Source organism: Streptomyces macrolidinus, assembly GCF_023887685.1.
In the GTDB taxonomy this organism is placed as follows: domain Bacteria; phylum Actinomycetota; class Actinomycetes; order Streptomycetales; family Streptomycetaceae; genus Streptomyces; species Streptomyces macrolidinus.
Genome location: NZ_JAMWMR010000010.1, coordinates 120,506 through 139,408, shown reverse-complemented (window position 1 = coordinate 139,408; position 18,903 = coordinate 120,506). Strand labels below are relative to the sequence as shown.

The following is an 18,903-nucleotide window of genomic DNA, read 5'->3' as shown; positions in this document are numbered from 1 at the left end:
GATGACCGTTTCGCTGATCCTCAACGACCGTGCGATCGCCCGCGGTCGGGTGGGTGAACTGCCGGATCTTCCCCCGTCGGTGGCGATCGTCTACCCGGTGGAGGGCGGCCCCTTCGAGGTCGAACGGGTCCGCACCCTCGGCCAGCGCTGGTTCGGCAAGGGCCGCGCCTGCTACGTCGTCGACCTCAGCGACCACCGGCGCCAGGCAGCCGTCACCCGAACTCCCTTGACCTGCAAGGACGGTGGGCATCGCTTCCAGGCGACGATCGACGTCGGCTTCCGGGTGCACGATCCGGCGCTGGTGGTGGCGAGGAACGTACGGGACGCGCTGGCGGTCGTGTACGGATACCTCACCGACCGGATCCGGCTGTGCGCCGCGCGGTTCGCGATCACGCAGGCGATGGAGGCCCAGCTCGCGATCAACCAGGAACTGGACCGCGAGATCCGGCTGCCCGACGGCATCACCATCTACCACTGCAAGATCCAGATGGAGCCCGACGCCGCGGCGGCCCGCCACATCCAGGAGCTGGAAGAGGCCAGGCGGCGCGCCCAACTGGGCGTGCACACCCATCAGATGAGGGTCGGCGAGGCCCGGTCCGACGAGCAGATCGAGGACATCCGGGCGGACGGCCGCAGACGGCGGAACGCGGCGGAGCGCGCCGTCCTGGACGGCACCCCGCTGGACTTCGACCACCTCGTCCGCGAGCATCTGGTCCGCCATCCCGAGGAGACGGTGCACGCGCTGGAACTGCTCGCGCGGGTAAGGGAGTCCGAGGCCGCGCAGCACGAGATCCGCGACCAGCGCCACGCCGAGATGGTCAAGTACCTCATCGAGCGGGGCGTGGTCCGCGAGGTCGACCTTCCCGGGCTGCGGCAGGGCGTGCTCGGCCCGAGCGCGCCCGGCACCGGGGTCGCCGGAGTGCTCGAACGCCCGGATGCCGGAGTCGCCCCGTCGTTCGTCTCGGGCACCGCGCCGTCGAGCCCCGGCTACGCGGCACCGCCCCAGGATTCCCGTGCGGGCCACCCGGCGTCCGCGCCCGTGGCCGTACCGAGCGGCGGGCCCGTGCAGTGGGGCGGCAGCACCCCGCCGCCTGCAACCGCCGCGCCGCCGAACGGACTGCTCCCGGTGTACGTCGTCCTGGACACCTCCTCGGCCGCGGCGGGCTGCGTCACCGAGCTGGGCAACGCGCTGCGCTCGGTGCAGACGCTGCTCGCCAACAGCCCCGACGTGTCCGGCGCGCTCCGCCTGTCGGTGCTCACCTACGCCGACGGCGCCGATGTGGTGCTGCCGCTCACCGAGGTCTCCTGGCGCACGGGCATCCCGGGGCTGAGCAGCACACCCGGCTGCCGCTACCAGCCGGTGCTGCGGCGGCTGTTGGACCTGGTGTCGCTGGAGACGGAGCGGCTCAAGGAGCAGGTCTCGCGCGTGCTGCGGCCCGTCGTCCTCTTCCTCGCCGTCGGCCAGGCCGAGGACGACGCCGAATGGCCCGCCGCACACGCCGAGTTGATGGCGCACAAGTACTACCCGCACCTGGTGGCCTGCGGGATCGGGCCGGGCCGGGTCAGGACGGTGCAACGGCTCGCCTCGCGGCCCGAGTTGGGCGTCGTCGCCGTCGAGAACATGGATGTGGCCCAGTCGGCGGTGCAGTTCTCGGTCCTGTTGCAGCGGACGCTGCTGCATCTGGGCCGGAGCGCACTCGCCGGGCAGATGGAGCTGCGGCTGGAGTGCCCGCAGGGGCTCAGACCCGTCGGGGCCGAGCAGGAGAGCTGAGAGGGTCGAGGGGAGAGAGTGGGATGGCTGAGACACTGGGGCAACTGCTGCCCGTGTACGTCCTCGCGGACGAGTCCGGGTCGATGGCGGAGTACGTCGGTGACCTCAACGAGGGCATGAAGTCGCTGCATGTCGCGTTGCTGGGCGAGCCGATGGCGGCGGCCAAGGTGCGCTTCTCGGTGCTCGGCTTCGCCCATGGCGTGACCGAGCGGCTGATCCTGGCCGACCTGAGAAGCGAGGCCGATCTGCCCCGGCTGTCCGCGGGCGGCGGCACGAACTACGACGCGGCGTTCGGGGCGCTGCTGAAGCGCATCCCGCAGGATGTGCGGACCCTGAAGTCCCAGGGGTACCGGGTGCACCGGCCCGCGGTCTTCTTCCTCAGCGACGGGCAGCCCACCTGCGGCGAGGAGTGGCGCGAGACGCACCGCAGGCTCACCGACCGGTCCGTCACCGGAGCGGCGCCGAACGTCATCGCGTTCGGGATGGGGTCGGCTCGGGCGGAGACCATCCTGTCCGTTGCGACGCAGTCGGAGTTCGCGTTCGTGTCCCTTCCTGGGGCCCAACTCGGCGACTCCATCGCCAAGTTCTTCACCGCGCTCACCAAGAGCGTGGTCGAGTCGGGCAACGCGATGGCATCGGGGCAGCCCGAGTTGGTGGTGGAGAAGCCGGAGGGCTTCAGGCTCGCGATCGACGAGGTCTGACGTGGACAGGTGGGCGTTCTGGCGGGGGAGGGACCGGTCGGCCGAGGACGCGGACACACCGGACGCGCAGGGCACATCGGATCCGGCGGACCCGTGGGATCCGCGAGAGCCGGTGGGTTCGAGGGACCCGTGGGATCCGAGAGAGCCGGTGGAGCGGAGGGACCCGAGGGACCTGAGAGAGCCGGTGGAGCCGAGGGGCCGGACGGAGCCCGCGCCGCTCCCGCCGCTCCCGCCGCCCCCGCCGAGCGCACCGCCCAGGCACACCCCGCCGTCCGCGCGGCCGGTGGGCCCGGCGCCCGCGTACGCCGTCCCCGACTACGTCGTCCCGGAGTACGAAGTCCCGGCGTACGGCGGCCCGGACCTCACCGCACCGCAGCGGTCAGCTCCGTCAGGGCCGGGACGGCAGGACACGTCGTGGTCGCAGTCCGGGCCACCGCGGCAGGGCGCGCCGGAAGCCCCCGGTGACCGGGAGATGCGCGGCGGCGCGCCGGGTGACGCCGCGGCTCCTCCCGCCGCCGGGCCCCGGCACGCGGCGCCGCGCCGCCAGGAACCCGCACCACAGCAACAGCCGCAACAGCCGCAGCAACCACACGGGCCGACGCGCGGGCCGTTGCTCGGGCAGCCGTACGGGCAGCCGTACGCCCCGCCCGCTCCCGACCCGCGGCGCGCGGACGACGAGGACCGATGGCAGCGGATCGTGCTCGGCAGGCCCTCGGCGCGGGTGGAGCCGAAGCCGCCGCCCGCCGACCCCTACCGGCCCGACACGATCTTCGACGGCTGGTCGACCCCGCATCTGACGGTGCGGCTGGCCTCGGTGCGCGGCGACGCGCACCGCTTCGGCGGCAGCCCCCGGCAGGACGACGTGGTCGTCGCCTGCCACGAGCCGACGGGCACGGTCGTCTTCGCCGTGGCCGACGGCGTCTCCTCGGCCCCTCTCTCGCACATCGGGGCCGCGCTGGCCTGTCGTACGGCTGTGAACGACCTGCTGGTCCAACTCGGCGAGAGACGGGAGGAGTTGGACTGGTCCAGGGTGCTGAACGCCGCCGCGTACCAACTGCTCATGCGGGTCGCGCACGGCCGGGAGCCCGCAGAGGCCGAGCACGCGGAGGCCACCAGGACGCTGGCCACGACCCTGGTGACGGGCACGGTCGCACCGGCCGAAGGCGGCATCCTGCATGTCACGCTGGTCCGCGCCGGTGACTCCTCGGCCTGGTGTCTGCGTGGCCGCGAGTACACACCGCTGCTGGACGACGAGGACCCGGGCTCCGAGGAGATCTCCAGTACGGCGGTGGTCGCGCTGCCCCGGCTGTCGGCGCGGTCGCGGTCGATCTCGTACAAGCTGCCCCCGGACAGCGTCCTGCTGGTGGGCACCGACGGATTCGGCGTCCCCCTCGGCGACGGTACGGGCCTGGTGGGGGACCTGTTCGCCACGGGCCTCGCGGTACCGCCGCCCGAGCCGAGGACCCTCGCCCATCTGCTGGACTTCTCGCGGGAGACGTTCGACGACGACCGCACCCTGCTCGCCGTCTGGCCACGCCATCGCCTGCCCGGCGGGCCGCGATGACCGGCGCGGGAGCCGTGCGGATCGCCAAGGACGACCTGGTACTGGGCCGGAGCCTGGGCGACGGGGGCCAGGGTGTCGTATGGGAGGTCGAGAAGCGGCTCATCAACAAGACCTGGCCGGTGGCCTACAAGGAGTACAAGCCGGACTGGCTGCACAAGCTGCACGTCGATGTCCTGGACCGCATGGTGGCGTTCCTGCCCGGCAGACCGGCCGCGGAGGGCGAGTGGATGGCACGGCACACGGCCTGGCCCGCGGCCCTGGTGACCCAGGGGCCGGACGTCCGCGGCTTCTTGATGCGGCAGATCCCGGACGAGTTCTTCATCAACGTGTCGGGCCGGAGGGCGGCCGGTTTCGAATTCCTGCTCAACCCCCTCGACTTCGTCGGCAGGATGGTGGGAGAGGTCTCGCCCCGGCAGATGTTCGGCCTGCCGCTCGCCCTCGCCGACACGCTCGGGCGGCTCCACGAGATGGGAGTGGTGGCCGGTGATCTGTCCCCGAAGAACCTGCTGTTCTCGCTGTCGGGGCCACGGCCCGGCTGCTTCCTCATCGACTGCGACGCCATGGGCCTGGCCGGTGCCTGGGCACTGGAGCCCGCGCAGACCCCCGGCTGGCAACTGCCCGCCGGTGAGGCACCCGAGACACCGCAGGGGGACGGGTACAAGTTCGCGCTCCTCGCCACCCGTCTCTTCCTGCACGAACAGCACGGAAAGGACCCGAGCGCGCTGCGGAGCGTCGACCGGGCCGTGGGCGACCTGGCCGAGCGCGGGCTGAGCGGCACACCCTCCGACCGGCCCGCCCTCACCGAGTGGCTCGACCCGCTGCGCCGTGCGGTCGACAACGCGCCCGTCACCTGGTCCCGCAAGCGGTCGGCCGCCGCTACGGGTTCCGGGAGCCCGCAGTCCGGAGGGCCGGGCGCCGGACCGCAGAACGCTCCGGGTCCCGGGACGGGCGGACCTGCCGGACCTGCCGGACCCGCCGGACCTGTCGGCGTGCCCGGCACCGCGCATGTCCCCCAGCCCGTCCGCCCTGCGGCGGGCGGTCCGCCCGGCTCCGGGTCGGGCGGCCGGGTGGTCGCGACGCTGATCGGGATCCTGTGCCTGATCGCTCTCGCCGTCTGGCTCACCCACCACGGCGGCGGCTCCGACGAGAGCGGCGACGGCGGATCGGGAACCGGGTCCGGCTCGGGATCCAGCTCCGGCACCAGCAGCCAGGAGGAGACGACCGAGACCACCTCGGCCCGCGAGGAACAGGCCCGCGCGCTGAGCGGCCTCCTCTCCGAGAACTCCGGTCGGCGCAGCGGGGTCTCCGACGCCGTGCGGTCGATGACCCGGTGCAGCGACCTGGCGGGCGACCGGCAGGTGTTCGCCGGGGCGGCCGACGCGCGGTCCGAACTGGTGGACAAGCTGGACGCGCTCGGCGTCGACCGGCTCCCGTCCTCCCTCGTGTCCGATCTGCGGACCGCCTGGCGCAGTTCGGAGGAGGCGGACCGGGCCTACGTACGCGTGGTGGACGTCGTGTCGGGCAACTGCACCCCCAGCGCTGTGACGGGGACGAGCGCCTGGCGGGACGCGGACTCGGCGAACTCCGACGCCACGACGGCGAAGCAGGACTTCGTCGCGGCCTGGAACCCTCTCGCGGACGAGTACGGCCTTCCCGGGCTGTCCTGGACGGACCTGTGAGCGGCGGGGTTGTGAGCGGAGGGCGGGCCGGTCAGCCGCTCCGGGCCGTCGGCCCGCCCTCCCGCGCCTGCTTCAGCGCGTCAGGGTTCTCGATGGTCAGATGGGTGCGGCCGGTGGTCACCCAGCCGTCGGCGCGCCACTGTTCGAGGACCCGGCTGACGGTTCTGCGTGAGCCGAGGACCAGACCGGCCAAGTCGTCCTGGGACAGCGGGAGTCCGATCTCCACGGCGCCGGAGGTGCGCCGCCGCCCGTGGGTCGCCGCGAGGTCCAGCAGCAGCCCGGCGAGCCGGGAGCCGAGCGGGTCCGCGCCCGCCGAGGTGCGCTGCCGGTCGGCGTCCCGCAGCCGTGCGGACAACACCTGGTGGACGGCGCCGGTGATGACCGGATGGGCGCGCGCCGCCGAGCGGAACGCGCCGGCCGGTATCACCAGGGCTCGCACGGGCGTGACCGCGCTCAGCGTCGCCGACCGGGGGCCGCCGTCCAGGCCCGCCTGTTCGCCGAGCAGGTCACCGGGGTTGCGCAGCGCGAGTACCGCCTGATAGCCGGCGGCGGACACCGTGGTGACCTTGACACAGCCGCGGCCCACGACGAGGAGATGGTCGCTGAGGTCGTTCTGGCGCAGCAGCTCCTCGCGGGCCGCGTACGCCGCCACCTGTCCGGCCCGGCGCAGCGCCGTGCGGGCGGGGTCGTCCAGCAGGTCCCAGAACGGGCTCCCGCCGGGCCCGCGTCCGACCGGGCCGGGACCCGGGAACTCCGCGGTCATCGACGTCTCCCTGACTCGATACGACTCGGTTCGCGTGGTCAGCCGGTGAGGGCCCCGACCGCGATCAGCAGGCAGCCGCCGACCGCGCACAGCAGGGACTGCCGTACCAGCCGCTGCTTGGTCCACAGGATGCGGCTCATGGCCACCATCTGGCGGGTCAGCGCGGGCAGTGGCTCGTGCCGGGAGAGGCTGTCGGCGAGTTCGGCGGGTGTGTGGTGACGTATGTGTCCGTAGAAGAGGAAGTCGTCGGCGTGGGCGGACCGGGCGCGGCCGTCGTGGTCGTGGCGGGGCACCACCGCGAGGACGGCGAGGACGGCGGCCAGGGCGAGCAGCGTCAGCCCCGTCCACAGGGCCGTCTCGGGCAGCGCTCCGGAGACGCGGCCCAGCCGCTGCCCCGGTCCTGACATCGCCACCACGGCGGCGAGCGCCGCGGACTCCATGGCCAGGGCGAAGGAGGCCTTGGCGTCGGCGGTGCGGGTCCACTCCGTGAGCGCGGCGTGCACCTGCCAGGCGTGCTTCGTCGCCTCCTCGCGTGTGAGCCGTTCCCCTTCGGACACTTCCGGGCTCCTCCCCGTCACCGGTCCGCCGCGCCCGCGCGGCAGAGCGGTCGGGCGGCGGCGGATGCGTATCTGACACGACGGACGCGTGATGCGGGGGAGTTACCCGTCCCCCTGCTTGCGCAACCTCCGGTCCAGCGCCAGGGACAGCTCCGCCTCCACCACGCTCTTGGCCAGCGGGCGCAGGCGTTCGGCGTCCTCGGAGGAGCGGGCGTGGGCGGCCATCAGGTCGGTGAAGACGTCCGCGAGGGCCTCCGTGTGGTCGCGGACGCGGCGGGCGGCGGTCAGGACGTCCGCGAGCGGGATGCCCTCGCGCACCAGGGTCGCGGAGACCTCCAGCAGGCGGCGGCTGATGTGGACGATGTCGTCGCCGTCCACGCCGAGGTAGCCGAGGTCGAGAGCCGCCGTCAGGTTCTCCGGGGTCGCCTCGGTGCCGAAGACGTCGGCGAGGGCCTCGGGGGTGAGCCGGACCGGGGTCTCCTCGGTGGGGGCGTCGAGGCCGAGCAGGTCGCCGACGTCGCGCCCGTGGTCGAAGGCCTCGGCCAACTCCGCGATGCCGCTGAGGGTGTGGCCGCGTTCCAGGAGCGCGGAGATGGTGCGCAGCCGGGCCAGATGCGCGTCGTCGTACCAGGCGATGCGGCCCTCGCGGCGCGGTGGCCGGATCAGCTTGCGCTCGCGGTAGAAGCGCAGGGTGCGCACCGTGATGCCGGCCGCCTCGGCCAGCTCCTCCATGCGGTACTCACGCCGCTCCCCGACATCTGCCACGCCCGCACCCTATGCCGTACCGCCGGGCCGTACCGCCGGTAACTTCCTTGCCCCCGCCCCCTACCCATCGGTACGGCGCTGCCCTACTCTCCCATTGCGCCAGTAATCACTGGCGCGGTTCGCGGAGCGGGAGGGCTGCGGGATGGCCGAGCACGAGCATGTACGGGTGGCGGTGATCGGGTCCGGGTTCGGCGGGCTCGGCGCCGCCGTGCGACTGCGCCGGGAGGGGATCACCGACTTCGTGGTCCTGGAGCGGGCGGACAGTGTCGGGGGAACCTGGCGCGACAACACCTATCCGGGCTGCGCCTGCGATGTGCCCTCCCATCTCTACTCGTTCTCGTTCGCGCCCAACCCCGACTGGCCGCGCACCTTCTCCGGGCAGGAGCACATCCGCGCGTATCTGGAGCACGTGGCCGAGGTCCACCGGCTGCGGCCCCACCTCCGCTTCGGCTGCGAGGTGAAGCGGATGGTCTGGAACGCGCGCGAGATGCGCTGGGACATCGAGACCAGCGGCGGCAGTTGGTCCGCCGACGTCGTCGTCTCCGCCACCGGTCCGCTGTCCGACCCGAAGATCCCGGACATACCCGGCCTCGACTCGTTCCCCGGCGCGGTCTTCCACTCCGCCCGCTGGGACCACGACTTCGACGTACGCGGCAAGCGCGTCGCCATGGTCGGCACGGGCGCGTCCGCGATCCAGATCGTGCCCTCGATCCAGCCCGACGTCGAGAAGCTGGTCCTCTTCCAGCGCACCCCGGCCTGGGTGATGCCCCGCGTGGACCGCGCCATCAGCGGCCCCGAACGCGCGCTGCACCGCGCGCTGCCCTTCACCACCCAACTGCGCCGCGGACTGCTGTGGGGCATCCGGGAGTTGCAGGTCCAGGCGTTCACCAAGCACCCCGACGAGCTGGGCCTCGTCGAGAAGCTGGCCACCTACAACATGACCCGCGCCGTCAAGGACCCGGCGCTGCGGGCCAAGTTGACCCCCGACTACCGCATCGGCTGCAAGCGGATCCTGCTCTCCAACACGTACTACCCGGCCCTCGCGCGGCCCAATGTGGACGTCGTCGCGAGCGGGCTCGCCGAGGTGCGCGGCCGGACCGTCGTCGCCGCCGACGGCACCGAGGCCGAGGTCGACGCCATCGTCTTCGGCACCGGCTTCCACGTCACGGACATGCCGATCGCCGAGCGGGTCGTCGGCGCCGACGGGCGCACGCTCGCGGAGTCCTGGAGCGGGGGCATGGCGGCGCTGCGCGGCGCGACCGCCGCCGGGTTCCCCAACCTGATGACGATCATCGGGCCCAACACCGGCCTCGGGAACTCCTCGATGATCCTGATGATCGAGTCCCAGCTCAACTACCTGGCCGACTATCTGCGGCAGTTGGACATGCTCGGCGAAGGGACCGCGCTCGTCCCCCGGCCGCGCGCCGTCGAGGCCTGGAACCACCGGGTGCAGGAACGGATGAAGCGCACGGTGTGGAACACCGGCGGCTGTACGAGCTGGTATCTCGACGCGGCCGGCCGCAACACCACCGTCTGGCCCGGCACGACGGCGGAGTTCCGGGGCGCGACCCGGCGCGTGAACCTCGGCGAGTACGAGGTGCTGAGGGCGCCCCGGACGGGCCCGGCGAGCGACCGGCAGGCCCCGGCCGCGAAGGCGGCCCACGCATGAGCGGCCCGGCGCATGTCCGCAGCGGGCCGTACGCGCCCCCCGTCCCCGCCCGGGAGCTGACCGTCCGCTCCGCCGACGGGGCCCCACTGCATGCCGAGGTGCACGGGCCGAAGGACGCGCCCACCGTCGTCCTCGCCCACGGCTGGACCTGCTCGACCGCCTTCTGGGCGGCGCAGATCCGTGAACTCGCCGTCGATCACCGGGTGATCGCCTACGACCAGCGGGGGCACGGGCGCAGCCCGGCAAGCGCCCGGTGCTCCACCGACGCGCTCGCCGACGACCTGGAGGCGGTGCTCGCCGCCACGCTCGCACCGGGCGAACGGGCCGTGATCGCGGGGCACTCCATGGGCGCGATGGCCATGCTGGCCGCGGCCCGGCGTCCCCGCTTCCGGGCGCACACGGCGGCTGCCCTGCTGTGCAGCACGGGAAGCGCGCGCCTGATCGCCGAGGCGCGGGTGGTGCCGCTGCGCGCCGGGCGGGCGCGGACCTGGCTCACGGCCCGCTTGCTCGGCTCGCGGCTCCCGCTCGGGCCGGTAACGCCGGTCGCCAAGCGGATCCTCAAGTACGCGACGATGGGCGCCGGTTCGGCACCGGAGATGGTCGAGGCCTGCGCGCGCCTCGTGCACGGCTGCCCGCGCGATGTCCGCCACGCCTGGGCGCGTGTGCTGGAGACGCTGTATCTCGACGACTGCATACGGGAGTTGACGGTGCCGACGGAGGTCGTCGTCGGCACGGCCGACCGGCTGACACCCCCGGTCCACGCGCGCACGCTGGCCGCCACGCTGCCCAACTGCGTAGGCAGCACCGAGCTGTTCGGGCTCGGCCATATGACCCCGGTGGAGGCGCCGGAGTGGGTGACCGGCAAGATCCGGGACCTCGTCACCACGTACGCGACGGACACCAGGACGGACACGGGCCTCGGGGTGGAGACGGGCCTCGGGACGGAGGAGAGCGCATGAGCACGGTGAGCCTCAAGGGACAGGTCGCGGTCGTCACGGGCGCCGCGCGGGGCGTCGGCGAACTGCTGGCCCGCAAGCTGTCGGCGCGCGGCGCGACGGTCGCGCTCGTCGGTCTCGAGGAGGACGCGCTCAAGGCGGTCTCCGAGCGGCTGTACGGCGACAGCGGTCACTGGTACGCGGACGTCACCGACCCGGAGGCGATGACACGGGTCGCCCAGGAGGTGAAGGAACGGTTCGGGAAGGTCGACATCGTGGTCGCCAACGCCGGGGTGGCGGGCGGCGGGCCGTTCACGCGGTCCGACCCCGAGGTGTGGCGGCGGGTGATCGAGGTCAATCTGATCGGCTCGACGGTGACGGCCCGCGCCTTCCTGCCGGTCCTGGTCGAGAGCCGCGGCTATCTGCTTCAGATCGCCTCGCTCGCCGCGATCACGCCCGCGCCGATGATGACGGCGTACTGCGCGTCCAAGGCGGGCGTGGAGGCGTACGCGCACAGCCTGCGCGCCGAGGTGGCGCACGAGGGCGTACGGGTCGGCGTCGGATACCTGTCCTGGACCGACACGGACATGGTGCGGGGCGCCGATCAGGACGACGTGATGCGGGAGTTGAGGCAGCGGCTGCCGTGGCCGTGCAACAAGACGTATCCGCTGGGGCCCGCGGTGGACCGGATCGTGGCGGGGATCGAGCGGCGGTCGAGCCATGTGTACGCGCAGTGGTGGCTGCGCGGGATGCAGGGCGTGCGCGGGTATCTGCCGGGCCTCGTCGCATCGGCGGGGCGGCGGGAGATGCGGAGGTTCGCGCCGCGGCTGCGCGAGATCGGAACCGGGCTGGTCGGGGCCGGTGGACAGGCCGACGCCCAGCGGTCGCGCACGCTGCGTAACTGATCGAAATGCGTGGGTTGTCCGGGCGTGTCAGTCTGGTCGAGGCCGACCCCCTCACGGTCGAGGCCGACCCCCTCACCCACTTCGGGAGTGAACCCACATGGGCATGAAGGACCAGCACCAGGACAAGTCCGAGCAGATGAAGCAGCAGGGCAAGCAGCAGCGGTCTTCGCAGCGCGGGCAGCAGAGCCAGCAAGGTCAGCAGCGCGGGCAGCAGAGCCAGCAGGGTCAGCAGCGCGGCCAGCAGAGCCAGCAGCAGTCCCAGCGCGGCCGTCAGACGCAGGACGACACGCAGCGCATGCGGGACGACTCGGAAGACCGCTTCGACCAGGACTACGACGCCTGAGCTTCCGCGCTCGGTCCTGGATGTGAGGTGGGGCACCCTCGTCGAGGGCGCCCCACTGCGCTGTCCCTGTCCTTCCCGACAGGTCAACTCGTCGCCCGCGGCGGCAGTTTCGGCCGGGTGCGGTCCGGGGCGTCGCCGTAGTCCGGGGGAGTCGCCGCCGGATGGGTGCGCAGCAGGTCCAGCGCCAGGACGACCGCGTCGTCCAGTTGCTTGTGGCGGCCCTCCGCCCAGTCCAGCGGGGTGCGTTGGATCTCCAGGTCCGGTTCCACGCCGTGGTTCTCGACGCCCCAGCCGTACGGCTCGAACCACGCCGCGTTCATCGGCACCGTGATCACCGTCCCGTCGCCCAGGCGGTGGCGGCCCGTCATCCCGACCACCCCGCCCCAGGTGCGCAGGCCCACCACCGGGCCCAGCTCCAGCAGCTTGATGGCAGCGATGATCATGTCGCCGTCCGAGGAGGTCGCCTCGTCGGCCAGCGCGACGATGGGCCCGCGCGGGGCGTTGGAGGTGTACGACACCGGCTCGGCGTTGCGCGTCAGGTCCCAGCCCAGGACGGTGCGCGTGAGCTTCTCGATGACGAGTTCGCTGATGTGGCCGCCCGCGTTGCCCCGTACGTCCACGATCAGCGCCGGGCGCGAGACCTCCTTGCGCAGATCCCGGTTGAACTGCGCCCAGCCCGAGCCGCCCATGTCCGGGATGTGCAGATACCCGCAGCGTCCGCCGCTCGTCTCCCGGACGACCCTGCGGCGCTTGGCGACCCAGTCCTGGTAGCGCAGAGGGCGTTCGTCGACCAGCGGGATCACCGCCACCCGCCGCGCCGGGCCCTCGCCGTCGGCCGGGGTGAACGTCAGCTCCACGGTCGTCCCGCCCGCGCCCGCCAGCAGTGGGAACGGTCCCGTCACCGGGTCCACCGGCCGCCCGTCCACATGCGTCAGGACGGCGCCCTCCCGGATGCCCGTACCCGCCAGCGGTGAGCGCGCCTTGGAGTCCGACGACTCGCCGGGCAGGATCCGCTTGATCGTCCAACGCCCGTCGCGCCGTACCAGGTTGGCGCCCAGCAGGCCCTGGTAGCGCTGGTAGTGCGGCGGGCCCTCGTTGCGCCGGGCCGGTGTCACGTACGCGTGCGACGTGCCCAGTTCGCCGAGCACTTCGCGCAGCAGATCGGCGAAGTCGTCGGGGGAGGCGACCCGTTCGACCAGCGGGCGGTACTGCGCCAGGATCGCGTCCCAGTCGATGCCGCACATGCCGGGCTCCCAGAAGTACGCCCGGATGAGCCGGCCCGCCTCCGCGTACGCCTGCCGCCACTCGGCCGCCGGGTCCACCACGTGCATGATCCGCCGTACGTCGATCCATACCGTGGTGTCGATGTCGCCGAGTTCGGTGGACGGGACCGCCCGCAGGACGCCCTCGTCGACGACCACCAGCCGGGTGCCGTCCCCGCTCACCGCGAACCAGTCCAGATGGCCGACCAGTTCGGTCTTCTTCGCCTTGGTGATGGTGAAGTGTTCGAGGGTCGGGCGCCCGGTGACGTCGTCCGGGTTCGCGAAGGTCTCGCCGAGCGCGCCCGAGATCGGCCAGCGCAGCCACACCAGGCCGCCGCCCGCGACCGGACGCAGCGCCGAGTACTTGGACGCGGCGACCGGGAACGGCGTCACCCGGCTCTCCAGGCCCTCCAGTTCGACGGTGACCGTGCCGTCCCCGCCCCCTTCCTCCTCCTCCAGCGGATCGAGCCCCCCGGCGGCGGGCCGCCCGTCCGGGTTCAGCGCGAAGGGGGAGGGGGTCGCCGAGGACAGCGGGACGAGATAGGGGCGGCAGCCCAGCGGGAAGGACAGGTCCCCGGTGTGCACGTCGTAGACAGGGTCGAAGCCGCGCCACGACAGGAACGCGAGATAGCGGCCGTCCCGGGTGAACACCGGGTTCTCGTCCTCGAAGCGCCCGTTGGTGACGTCGACGATCAGCCGGTCCTTGATCCGCGCCATCTTGATCTGCCGCAGCGTGCGGCCGATGCCCGGATGCGACCAGGTCAGCCAGGCCCCGTCCGGGGAGAACGCCAGATCCCGCACCGGCCCGTTCACCGACCGGATCAGCTCGGTGACCTCGCCGTCCGACCTCTCGGCCCCCGGCCCCTCGGTCCCCGGCCCCTCGGCCCCCGTGGCCGTCGCGTCCGCAGTCACCGTGAGCAGCAGCAGCCGCCCGTCGTGCGAGGCGATCGCGAGCCGCTCGCCCTGCCGGTCCGAGGCCATCTCCAGCACCCGGCCCAGTCGCCCGGAGGCCAGCCTGCGCGGCTCCCGGTGCCCGGTGGCGCGCGGCAGATACGCGATCTCGACCGCGTCCTCGCCCTCCGCGTCCGTGATGTAGGCGACCCCGCCCCCGCTGCCGAGCATCTCCGGCAGCCGGACCCGTACGCCGGGGGTGTCGGTGATCGTACGGGCGGGGCCGTCGCGGTGCGTGAGCCAGTACAGGCTGCCGCGGACGACGACCGCGCTGGCCCGTCCGGTCTCGCCGACCGAGATCCCGTCCAGATGCTGCGCGGCCGGGACCGCGTACTTGCGCCGCCCCGCGCGCGGCCCGCCCAGCCGTACGTCGAGACGGCGCGGCACCGAGTCGGCGGAGAGATCCTCGACGATCCACAGGTCGCCCGCGCACTGGTACACCACCCGGGTGCCGTCGCTGGCGGCGTGCCGGGCGTAGAAGGCGTCGTGGTCGGTGTGGCGGCGCAGATCGGAGCCGTCGTACGCGCACGAGTACAGGTTGCCGATGCCCTCGTGGTCGGAGAGGAACGCGATCCGCCCGCCGACGAACATCGGCGAGTCGAGATGGCCGTCGAGATCGGGGAGCAACTGCTGCCCCTGGAGCCACAGCCGCCCCGTGGCGCCGCCCCGGTAGCGCTTCCAGGAGGCCGGTTCGTGCGGCGGGGTGCCGGTGAGCAGCAGCGTGCGGTGCTCGCCGTCGACATCGGCGACCGCGATGTCCGAGACCGGGCCCCAGGGCAGCTTGCCGCCGGGGTCGCCGTCGGTGGGGACCTTGTAGGCCCAGGTGAAGTAGGAGAACGGCTCGCCGTGCGAGGCGACGGCGAGGAGGGATGCCTGGCCGTCCGGCTCGGGGGGCGTCCAGCCGCACACCCGGGTGTCGGCGCTGCCCCAGTAGGTGAGCCGTCGGCCGGGGCCGCCGTTCACCGGGGCCAGATGGATCTCGGGTACGAAGGTGCGCCAGCTCGTGTACGCGATGTGGCGGCCGTCGGGCGAGAAGCGGGGGTGCCCGATCTTCGTACGGTCGACGGTGAGCCGCCAGGCGCGGCCCGGCCCGTCCAGCGGGGCCACCCACAGATCGTCCTCGGCGACGAAGCAGAGCCGGTCGCCGTGCAGATGCGGATAGCGGAGATAGCCGGGGGCGTTCTCGTACACGTCGCTCGTGTCGCTCACCCATCCCATGCTTTTCCTCCGAACGGGCCACGGCAACTCGGCGCCCGCCGCGCCCGGGAGCATGGGCAGGGCTCGTGATGCAGGACACGTACGAAACGGTTTCGTTTCGCTGAGGGCGAGGGGTATCGTCTCAGACGTGCGAAGCCGTGCCGGGTCTTGTCGCCCCGGGCGCGGCCGGGGAGAGGCGGAAGTGACATGACCGAGGCATCCAAGGGCGCGGCGCCGGCCGCCGAGTCGGCGCTCACCGGGCGCCGCAGCCGCATCACGCCCGAGCGCGAGGCCGAGTTGTACAGGGCCGTGCTCGACCTGCTTCGGGAAGTCGGCTACGACGCCCTGACGATGGACGCCGTGGCCGCCCGTACCCGCTCCAGCAAGGCGACGCTCTACCGCCAGTGGGGCGGCAAGGCCGAGCTGGTGGTCACGGCCATCCGGCGCGGCAAACGGGGTCGCCTCGACGAGGTCGACACAGGCTCGCTCCGGGGCGATCTGCTCGCGCTGATCGCGCACGAGGACGACTGCACGATGGCGCAGAACTCCGCGCTGATGCGGGGCGTCGCCATGGCGGTCCACCACAACCCCGATCTGCGCCAGGCCTTCCGCGAGCAGCTCGTGGGGCCGGAGATGGAGCAGTCCCGGAGCGTTCTCCAACGGGCCGTCGACCGCGGCGAGATCCGGGCGGACTGCCCGGCGCTGGACTTCGTCCTGCACATGATGGTCGGCGGGTTCGCCACCCGCATGCTGCTCGACGACCAGCCGCCGACCCAGGCCTTCCTCACCTCGTACATCGACGCCGTGGTCCTCCCCGCCCTCGGCGTACGCGTCACCTGACACGCACTACCTGACACGCACCACCTGACCCGCACCACCTGACCCGCACCACCGATACGTCCCCCCAGCAAGCCCAGCACCTGACGTCACCGCTCACGTCGTCCGTCGGGCTGATCACCCCTGCCCTGCTACCACACGACCTGACCGGGAGTACGCCCTCGTGGCCACATTCCTCTATCGACTGGGCCGACTCGCCTTCAGGCGACGGCACTTCGTCGCCCTCGTCTGGGTGGCGCTGCTGACGCTCGCGGGCGTCGGCGCCGCCAACGCCCCCGCCGCGGGCTCCGCTTCGTTCTCCATCCCCGGCACGGAGGCCCAGCAGGCCTTCGACCTGCTGAAGGAACGATTCCCCGGGATGACCCCCAACGGGGCCACCGCACGTGTCGTCTTCAAGGCGCCGGACGGTGCGACGGTGACCGCCGGGGACAGCAAGGCGGTCGTCGAGAAGACCGTCAAGGAACTGAGCGGCGGCTCCGAAGTCGCCAATGTCGTCGACCCGTTCGCCGCGCACGCCATCAGCAAGGACGGCACCACCGCCTATGCGCAGGTGACGTACAAGGTCTCCGGGATGGAGCTGAAGGACTCCTCCCGCGACGCCCTGAAGTCGGCCGCGCAGGACGCCCGGGACGGCGGGCTGACCGTCGAGGTCGGCGGTGACGCGCTGATGGCCATGCCCGAGACGGGCGCGACGGAGATCATCGGTATCGCGATCGCCGCCCTTGTCCTCGTCATCACCTTCGGCTCGCTGGTCGCGGCCGGACTGCCGTTGCTGACGGCCCTGATCGGCGTCGGTATCGGCGTCTCCTCCATCACCGCGCTGGCCAAGGCGCTGGACCTGGGCTCGACCACCTCGACGCTGGCGATGATGATCGGTCTCGCGGTCGGCATCGACTACGCGCTGTTCATCGTCTCCCGCTACCGGGCGGAACTGGCCGAGGGCCGGGAGCGCGAGGAGGCGGCGGGACGGGCGGTCGGCACGGCGGGCTCCGCGGTGGTCTTCGCGGGCCTGACCGTGGTGATCGCGCTGGTCGGCCTCGCGGTCGTGAACATCCCGATGCTCACGAAGATGGGTGTGGCCGCGGCGGGCACGGTCGCCATCGCGGTCCTGATCGCCCTGACGATGATCCCGGCGCTGCTCGGCTACGCGGGCCGCAAGGTCAAGCCGGCCGGTGAGAAGAGCAGGCTGCTGGGCGGGGGCCGGGCCGCTGCCGCGCAGCAGGCGGCCAAGCCGAACATGGGCACGCGCTGGGCGAGCTTCGTCGTGCGCCGCCCGATCGCCGTCCTGCTGCTCGGTGTCCTCGGCCTCGGCGCGGCGGCCGTCCCGGTGGCCTCGCTGACGCTGGGCCTGCCGGACGACGGCGCCCAGCCGACGTCCACGACGCAGCGCCGCGTCTACGACCTGCTCTCGGACAACTTCGGCCCCGGCGTCAACGGCCCGCTGATGGTCGTGGTCGACGCGAAGGCGAGTGACGACCCGAAGGGCGCCGTCACCACGGTGACGGACGAGATCAAGGGCCTGAAGAACGTCGTGACGGTGACCCCGGCGGCGTACAACAAGGCCGGTGACACGGCCGTGGTCACGGTCGTCCCCGGCTCCAAGCCGTCCTCGACCACCACCGAGGACCTGGTGCACGACATCCGCGCCGCGGGCGCCGGGATCACCGCGGACACGGACGCGAAGCTGCTGGTCACGGGGTCGACGGCGATGAACATCGACGTCTCGCAGAAGCTGAACGACGCGCTGCTGCCGTATCTGGCGCTCGTCGTGGGCCTCGCGTTCCTGCTGCTGATCGTGGTCTTCCGCTCGATCCTGGTCCCGCTGAAGGCGGCGCTCGGCTTTCTGCTCTCGGTGCTCGCCGCGCTCGGCGCGGTGGTCGCGGTGTTCCAGTGGGGCTGGCTCTCCGGCCTGATGGGCGTCGAGGAGACGGGCCCGATCATGTCGATGATGCCGATCTTCATGGTGGGCGTGGTCTTCGGCCTGGCGATGGACTACGAGGTCTTCCTCGTGACCCGGATGCGCGAGGCGTACGTCCACGGCGAGAACCCCGGGCAAGCGGTCGTGACCGGCTTCCGGCACGGGGCGCGGGTGGTGACGGCCGCGGCCGTCATCATGATCGCGGTGTTCTCCGGCTTCATCGGCTCCAGCGAGTCGATGGTCAAGATGATCGGCTTCGGCCTCGCGATCGCCGTCTTCTTCGACGCGTTCGTGGTCCGCATGGCGATCGTCCCGGCGGTCCTGGCCCTGCTGGGCGAGAAGGCCTGGTGGCTGCCGAAGTGGCTGGACCGCGCCCTGCCGAACGTGGACGTGGAGGGCGAGGCCCTGACGTCCACCGCGACGGACCCGGATGCGGACCAGGACCGGGAGTTGGTGCGGGCGTGACGCCCACCGCTTGAATGGAACGCGAGGGGCGCCTCACCTGCGACGGGTGGGGCGCCCTTTCGTGTGTGCTCAGTTCTCCGCGTCGCCGGAGCCGTCGTCCGCGAACACCTCGGCGGCGGATTCGGCGGTGATGGCACGGTCGAACCAGCGAGCGAGGGTGTCGAGGTCCTTGCAGGAGGTGACGCGCTCGCGGTCGGCGTCGGTGAGGGGGACGGAGCGGAGGTCGAGGATGCGGAGGACGCCGGCGGCGCCGGCTTCGCTGCGGCCTTCAGTACGGCCTTCGGCGCGGCCCTGGTCCCGGATCTCTTCGGACAGCGCAGAGACGAAGAAGGAAGTGTCGATGGCCACGAGCTGCCTCCAGATTTCGATGGCCCGGGTCTTCTCGCCCAGGCCCTGGGCGGTGAGTTCTACGTACCTCGTCGCGGCCTCCGGATCGGAGACCTCAAGGCCCTTCACGGCTACGGACAGTCGGTCGGGAATTCTGCGGTTGCGGCCGGAGTATCGAACGGGAGACCGATTACCCGTAAGGCGCGTCCGAGAAAGCCGGGATCTTCGTGGAAGATCCGGTGCAGGGCTTCGTGTTGAGAGCTGACCATTGCCTGCGCTGTTCCTTTCGAGGTG

15 protein-coding genes are annotated in these 18,903 nt (G+C 72.3%); 10 read left to right on the top strand and 5 right to left on the bottom strand.

Features of this window, described 5'->3' with window-relative positions:
* Nucleotide 1: 1 nt before the first annotated feature.
* The 4 genes from NGF19_RS14490 to NGF19_RS14475 all read left to right on the top strand — a co-directional run bounded on the left by NGF19_RS14490 (nucleotide 2) and on the right by NGF19_RS14475 (nucleotide 5,715).
* The gene (locus NGF19_RS14490; protein WP_252425287.1) at nucleotides 2-1,771 is read left to right on the top strand and encodes a vWA domain-containing protein; all 1,770 of its coding nucleotides are present in this window, start codon (nucleotides 2-4) and stop codon (nucleotides 1,769-1,771) included.
* Between the two features lie 23 nt (nucleotides 1,772-1,794).
* Nucleotides 1,795-2,472: a vWA domain-containing protein gene (locus NGF19_RS14485; protein WP_252425286.1), complete on the top strand. Its 678-nt coding sequence runs from the start codon at nucleotides 1,795-1,797 to the stop codon at nucleotides 2,470-2,472.
* A 283-nt stretch (nucleotides 2,473-2,755) separates the two neighbouring features.
* A complete protein-coding gene (locus tag NGF19_RS14480) occupies nucleotides 2,756-4,036 on the top strand; it encodes a protein phosphatase 2C domain-containing protein (RefSeq protein ID WP_252425285.1) in 1,281 nt (426 codons plus the stop codon).
* The gene (locus tag NGF19_RS14475) at nucleotides 4,033-5,715 is read left to right on the top strand and encodes a hypothetical protein (RefSeq protein ID WP_252425284.1); all 1,683 of its coding nucleotides are present in this window, start codon (nucleotides 4,033-4,035) and stop codon (nucleotides 5,713-5,715) included. Before NGF19_RS14480 ends, NGF19_RS14475 begins: the two co-directional genes overlap by 4 nt.
* A gap of 31 nt (nucleotides 5,716-5,746) precedes the next feature.
* Here the strand turns inward: NGF19_RS14475 and NGF19_RS14470 are convergent, their stop codons facing one another.
* The 3 genes from NGF19_RS14470 to NGF19_RS14460 form a co-directional block, all read right to left on the bottom strand.
* Entirely contained in the window at nucleotides 5,747-6,478 is a 732-nt protein-coding gene (locus tag NGF19_RS14470; protein WP_252425283.1) for a Crp/Fnr family transcriptional regulator, read from the bottom strand.
* 38 nt (nucleotides 6,479-6,516) lie between these two features.
* The gene (locus tag NGF19_RS14465) at nucleotides 6,517-7,035 is read right to left on the bottom strand and encodes a Pycsar system effector family protein (protein ID WP_252425282.1); all 519 of its coding nucleotides are present in this window, start codon (nucleotides 7,033-7,035) and stop codon (nucleotides 6,517-6,519) included.
* A gap of 102 nt (nucleotides 7,036-7,137) precedes the next feature.
* Complete coding sequence (locus NGF19_RS14460; RefSeq protein ID WP_252425281.1) at nucleotides 7,138-7,800, bottom strand: MerR family transcriptional regulator; 663 nt, start codon at nucleotides 7,798-7,800, stop codon at nucleotides 7,138-7,140.
* Nucleotides 7,801-7,942: 142 nt separating this feature from the next.
* Between NGF19_RS14460 and NGF19_RS14455 the strand changes: the two genes are divergently transcribed.
* From NGF19_RS14455 to NGF19_RS14440, 4 genes are all read left to right on the top strand, one after another.
* Nucleotides 7,943-9,469, top strand: coding sequence for a flavin-containing monooxygenase (locus tag NGF19_RS14455; protein ID WP_252425280.1), 1,527 nt, complete (start codon nucleotides 7,943-7,945; stop codon nucleotides 9,467-9,469).
* Entirely contained in the window at nucleotides 9,466-10,428 is a 963-nt protein-coding gene (locus NGF19_RS14450; RefSeq protein ID WP_252425279.1) for an alpha/beta fold hydrolase, read from the top strand. The genes NGF19_RS14455 and NGF19_RS14450 overlap by 4 nt, the downstream gene beginning before the upstream one ends.
* Nucleotides 10,425-11,309 (top strand): SDR family oxidoreductase, encoded by an 885-nt coding sequence (locus NGF19_RS14445; protein ID WP_252425278.1) that lies wholly within the window; start codon nucleotides 10,425-10,427, stop codon nucleotides 11,307-11,309. Before NGF19_RS14450 ends, NGF19_RS14445 begins: the two co-directional genes overlap by 4 nt.
* A gap of 103 nt (nucleotides 11,310-11,412) precedes the next feature.
* Nucleotides 11,413-11,652, top strand: coding sequence for a hypothetical protein (locus NGF19_RS14440; protein ID WP_252425277.1), 240 nt, complete (start codon nucleotides 11,413-11,415; stop codon nucleotides 11,650-11,652).
* Between the two features lie 83 nt (nucleotides 11,653-11,735).
* Here the strand turns inward: NGF19_RS14440 and NGF19_RS14435 are convergent, their stop codons facing one another.
* Nucleotides 11,736-15,083 (bottom strand): S41 family peptidase, encoded by a 3,348-nt coding sequence (locus tag NGF19_RS14435; RefSeq protein WP_289734856.1) that lies wholly within the window; start codon nucleotides 15,081-15,083, stop codon nucleotides 11,736-11,738.
* A 186-nt stretch (nucleotides 15,084-15,269) separates the two neighbouring features.
* Here NGF19_RS14435 and NGF19_RS14430 point away from each other — a divergent pair, with 186 nt between their 5' ends.
* Both NGF19_RS14430 and NGF19_RS14425 read left to right on the top strand, forming a co-directional pair.
* On the top strand, nucleotides 15,270-15,902 hold the full coding sequence (locus tag NGF19_RS14430) for a TetR/AcrR family transcriptional regulator (RefSeq protein ID WP_252425275.1): 633 nt from the start codon (nucleotides 15,270-15,272) through the stop codon (nucleotides 15,900-15,902).
* Nucleotides 15,903-16,062: 160 nt separating this feature from the next.
* The gene (locus NGF19_RS14425) at nucleotides 16,063-18,282 is read left to right on the top strand and encodes an MMPL family transporter (protein WP_252425274.1); all 2,220 of its coding nucleotides are present in this window, start codon (nucleotides 16,063-16,065) and stop codon (nucleotides 18,280-18,282) included.
* Between the two features lie 69 nt (nucleotides 18,283-18,351).
* Here NGF19_RS14425 and NGF19_RS14420 read toward each other — a convergent pair whose 3' ends face one another.
* A complete protein-coding gene (locus NGF19_RS14420) occupies nucleotides 18,352-18,738 on the bottom strand; it encodes a hypothetical protein (RefSeq protein WP_252425273.1) in 387 nt (128 codons plus the stop codon).
* Nucleotides 18,739-18,903: the final 165 nt, after the last annotated feature.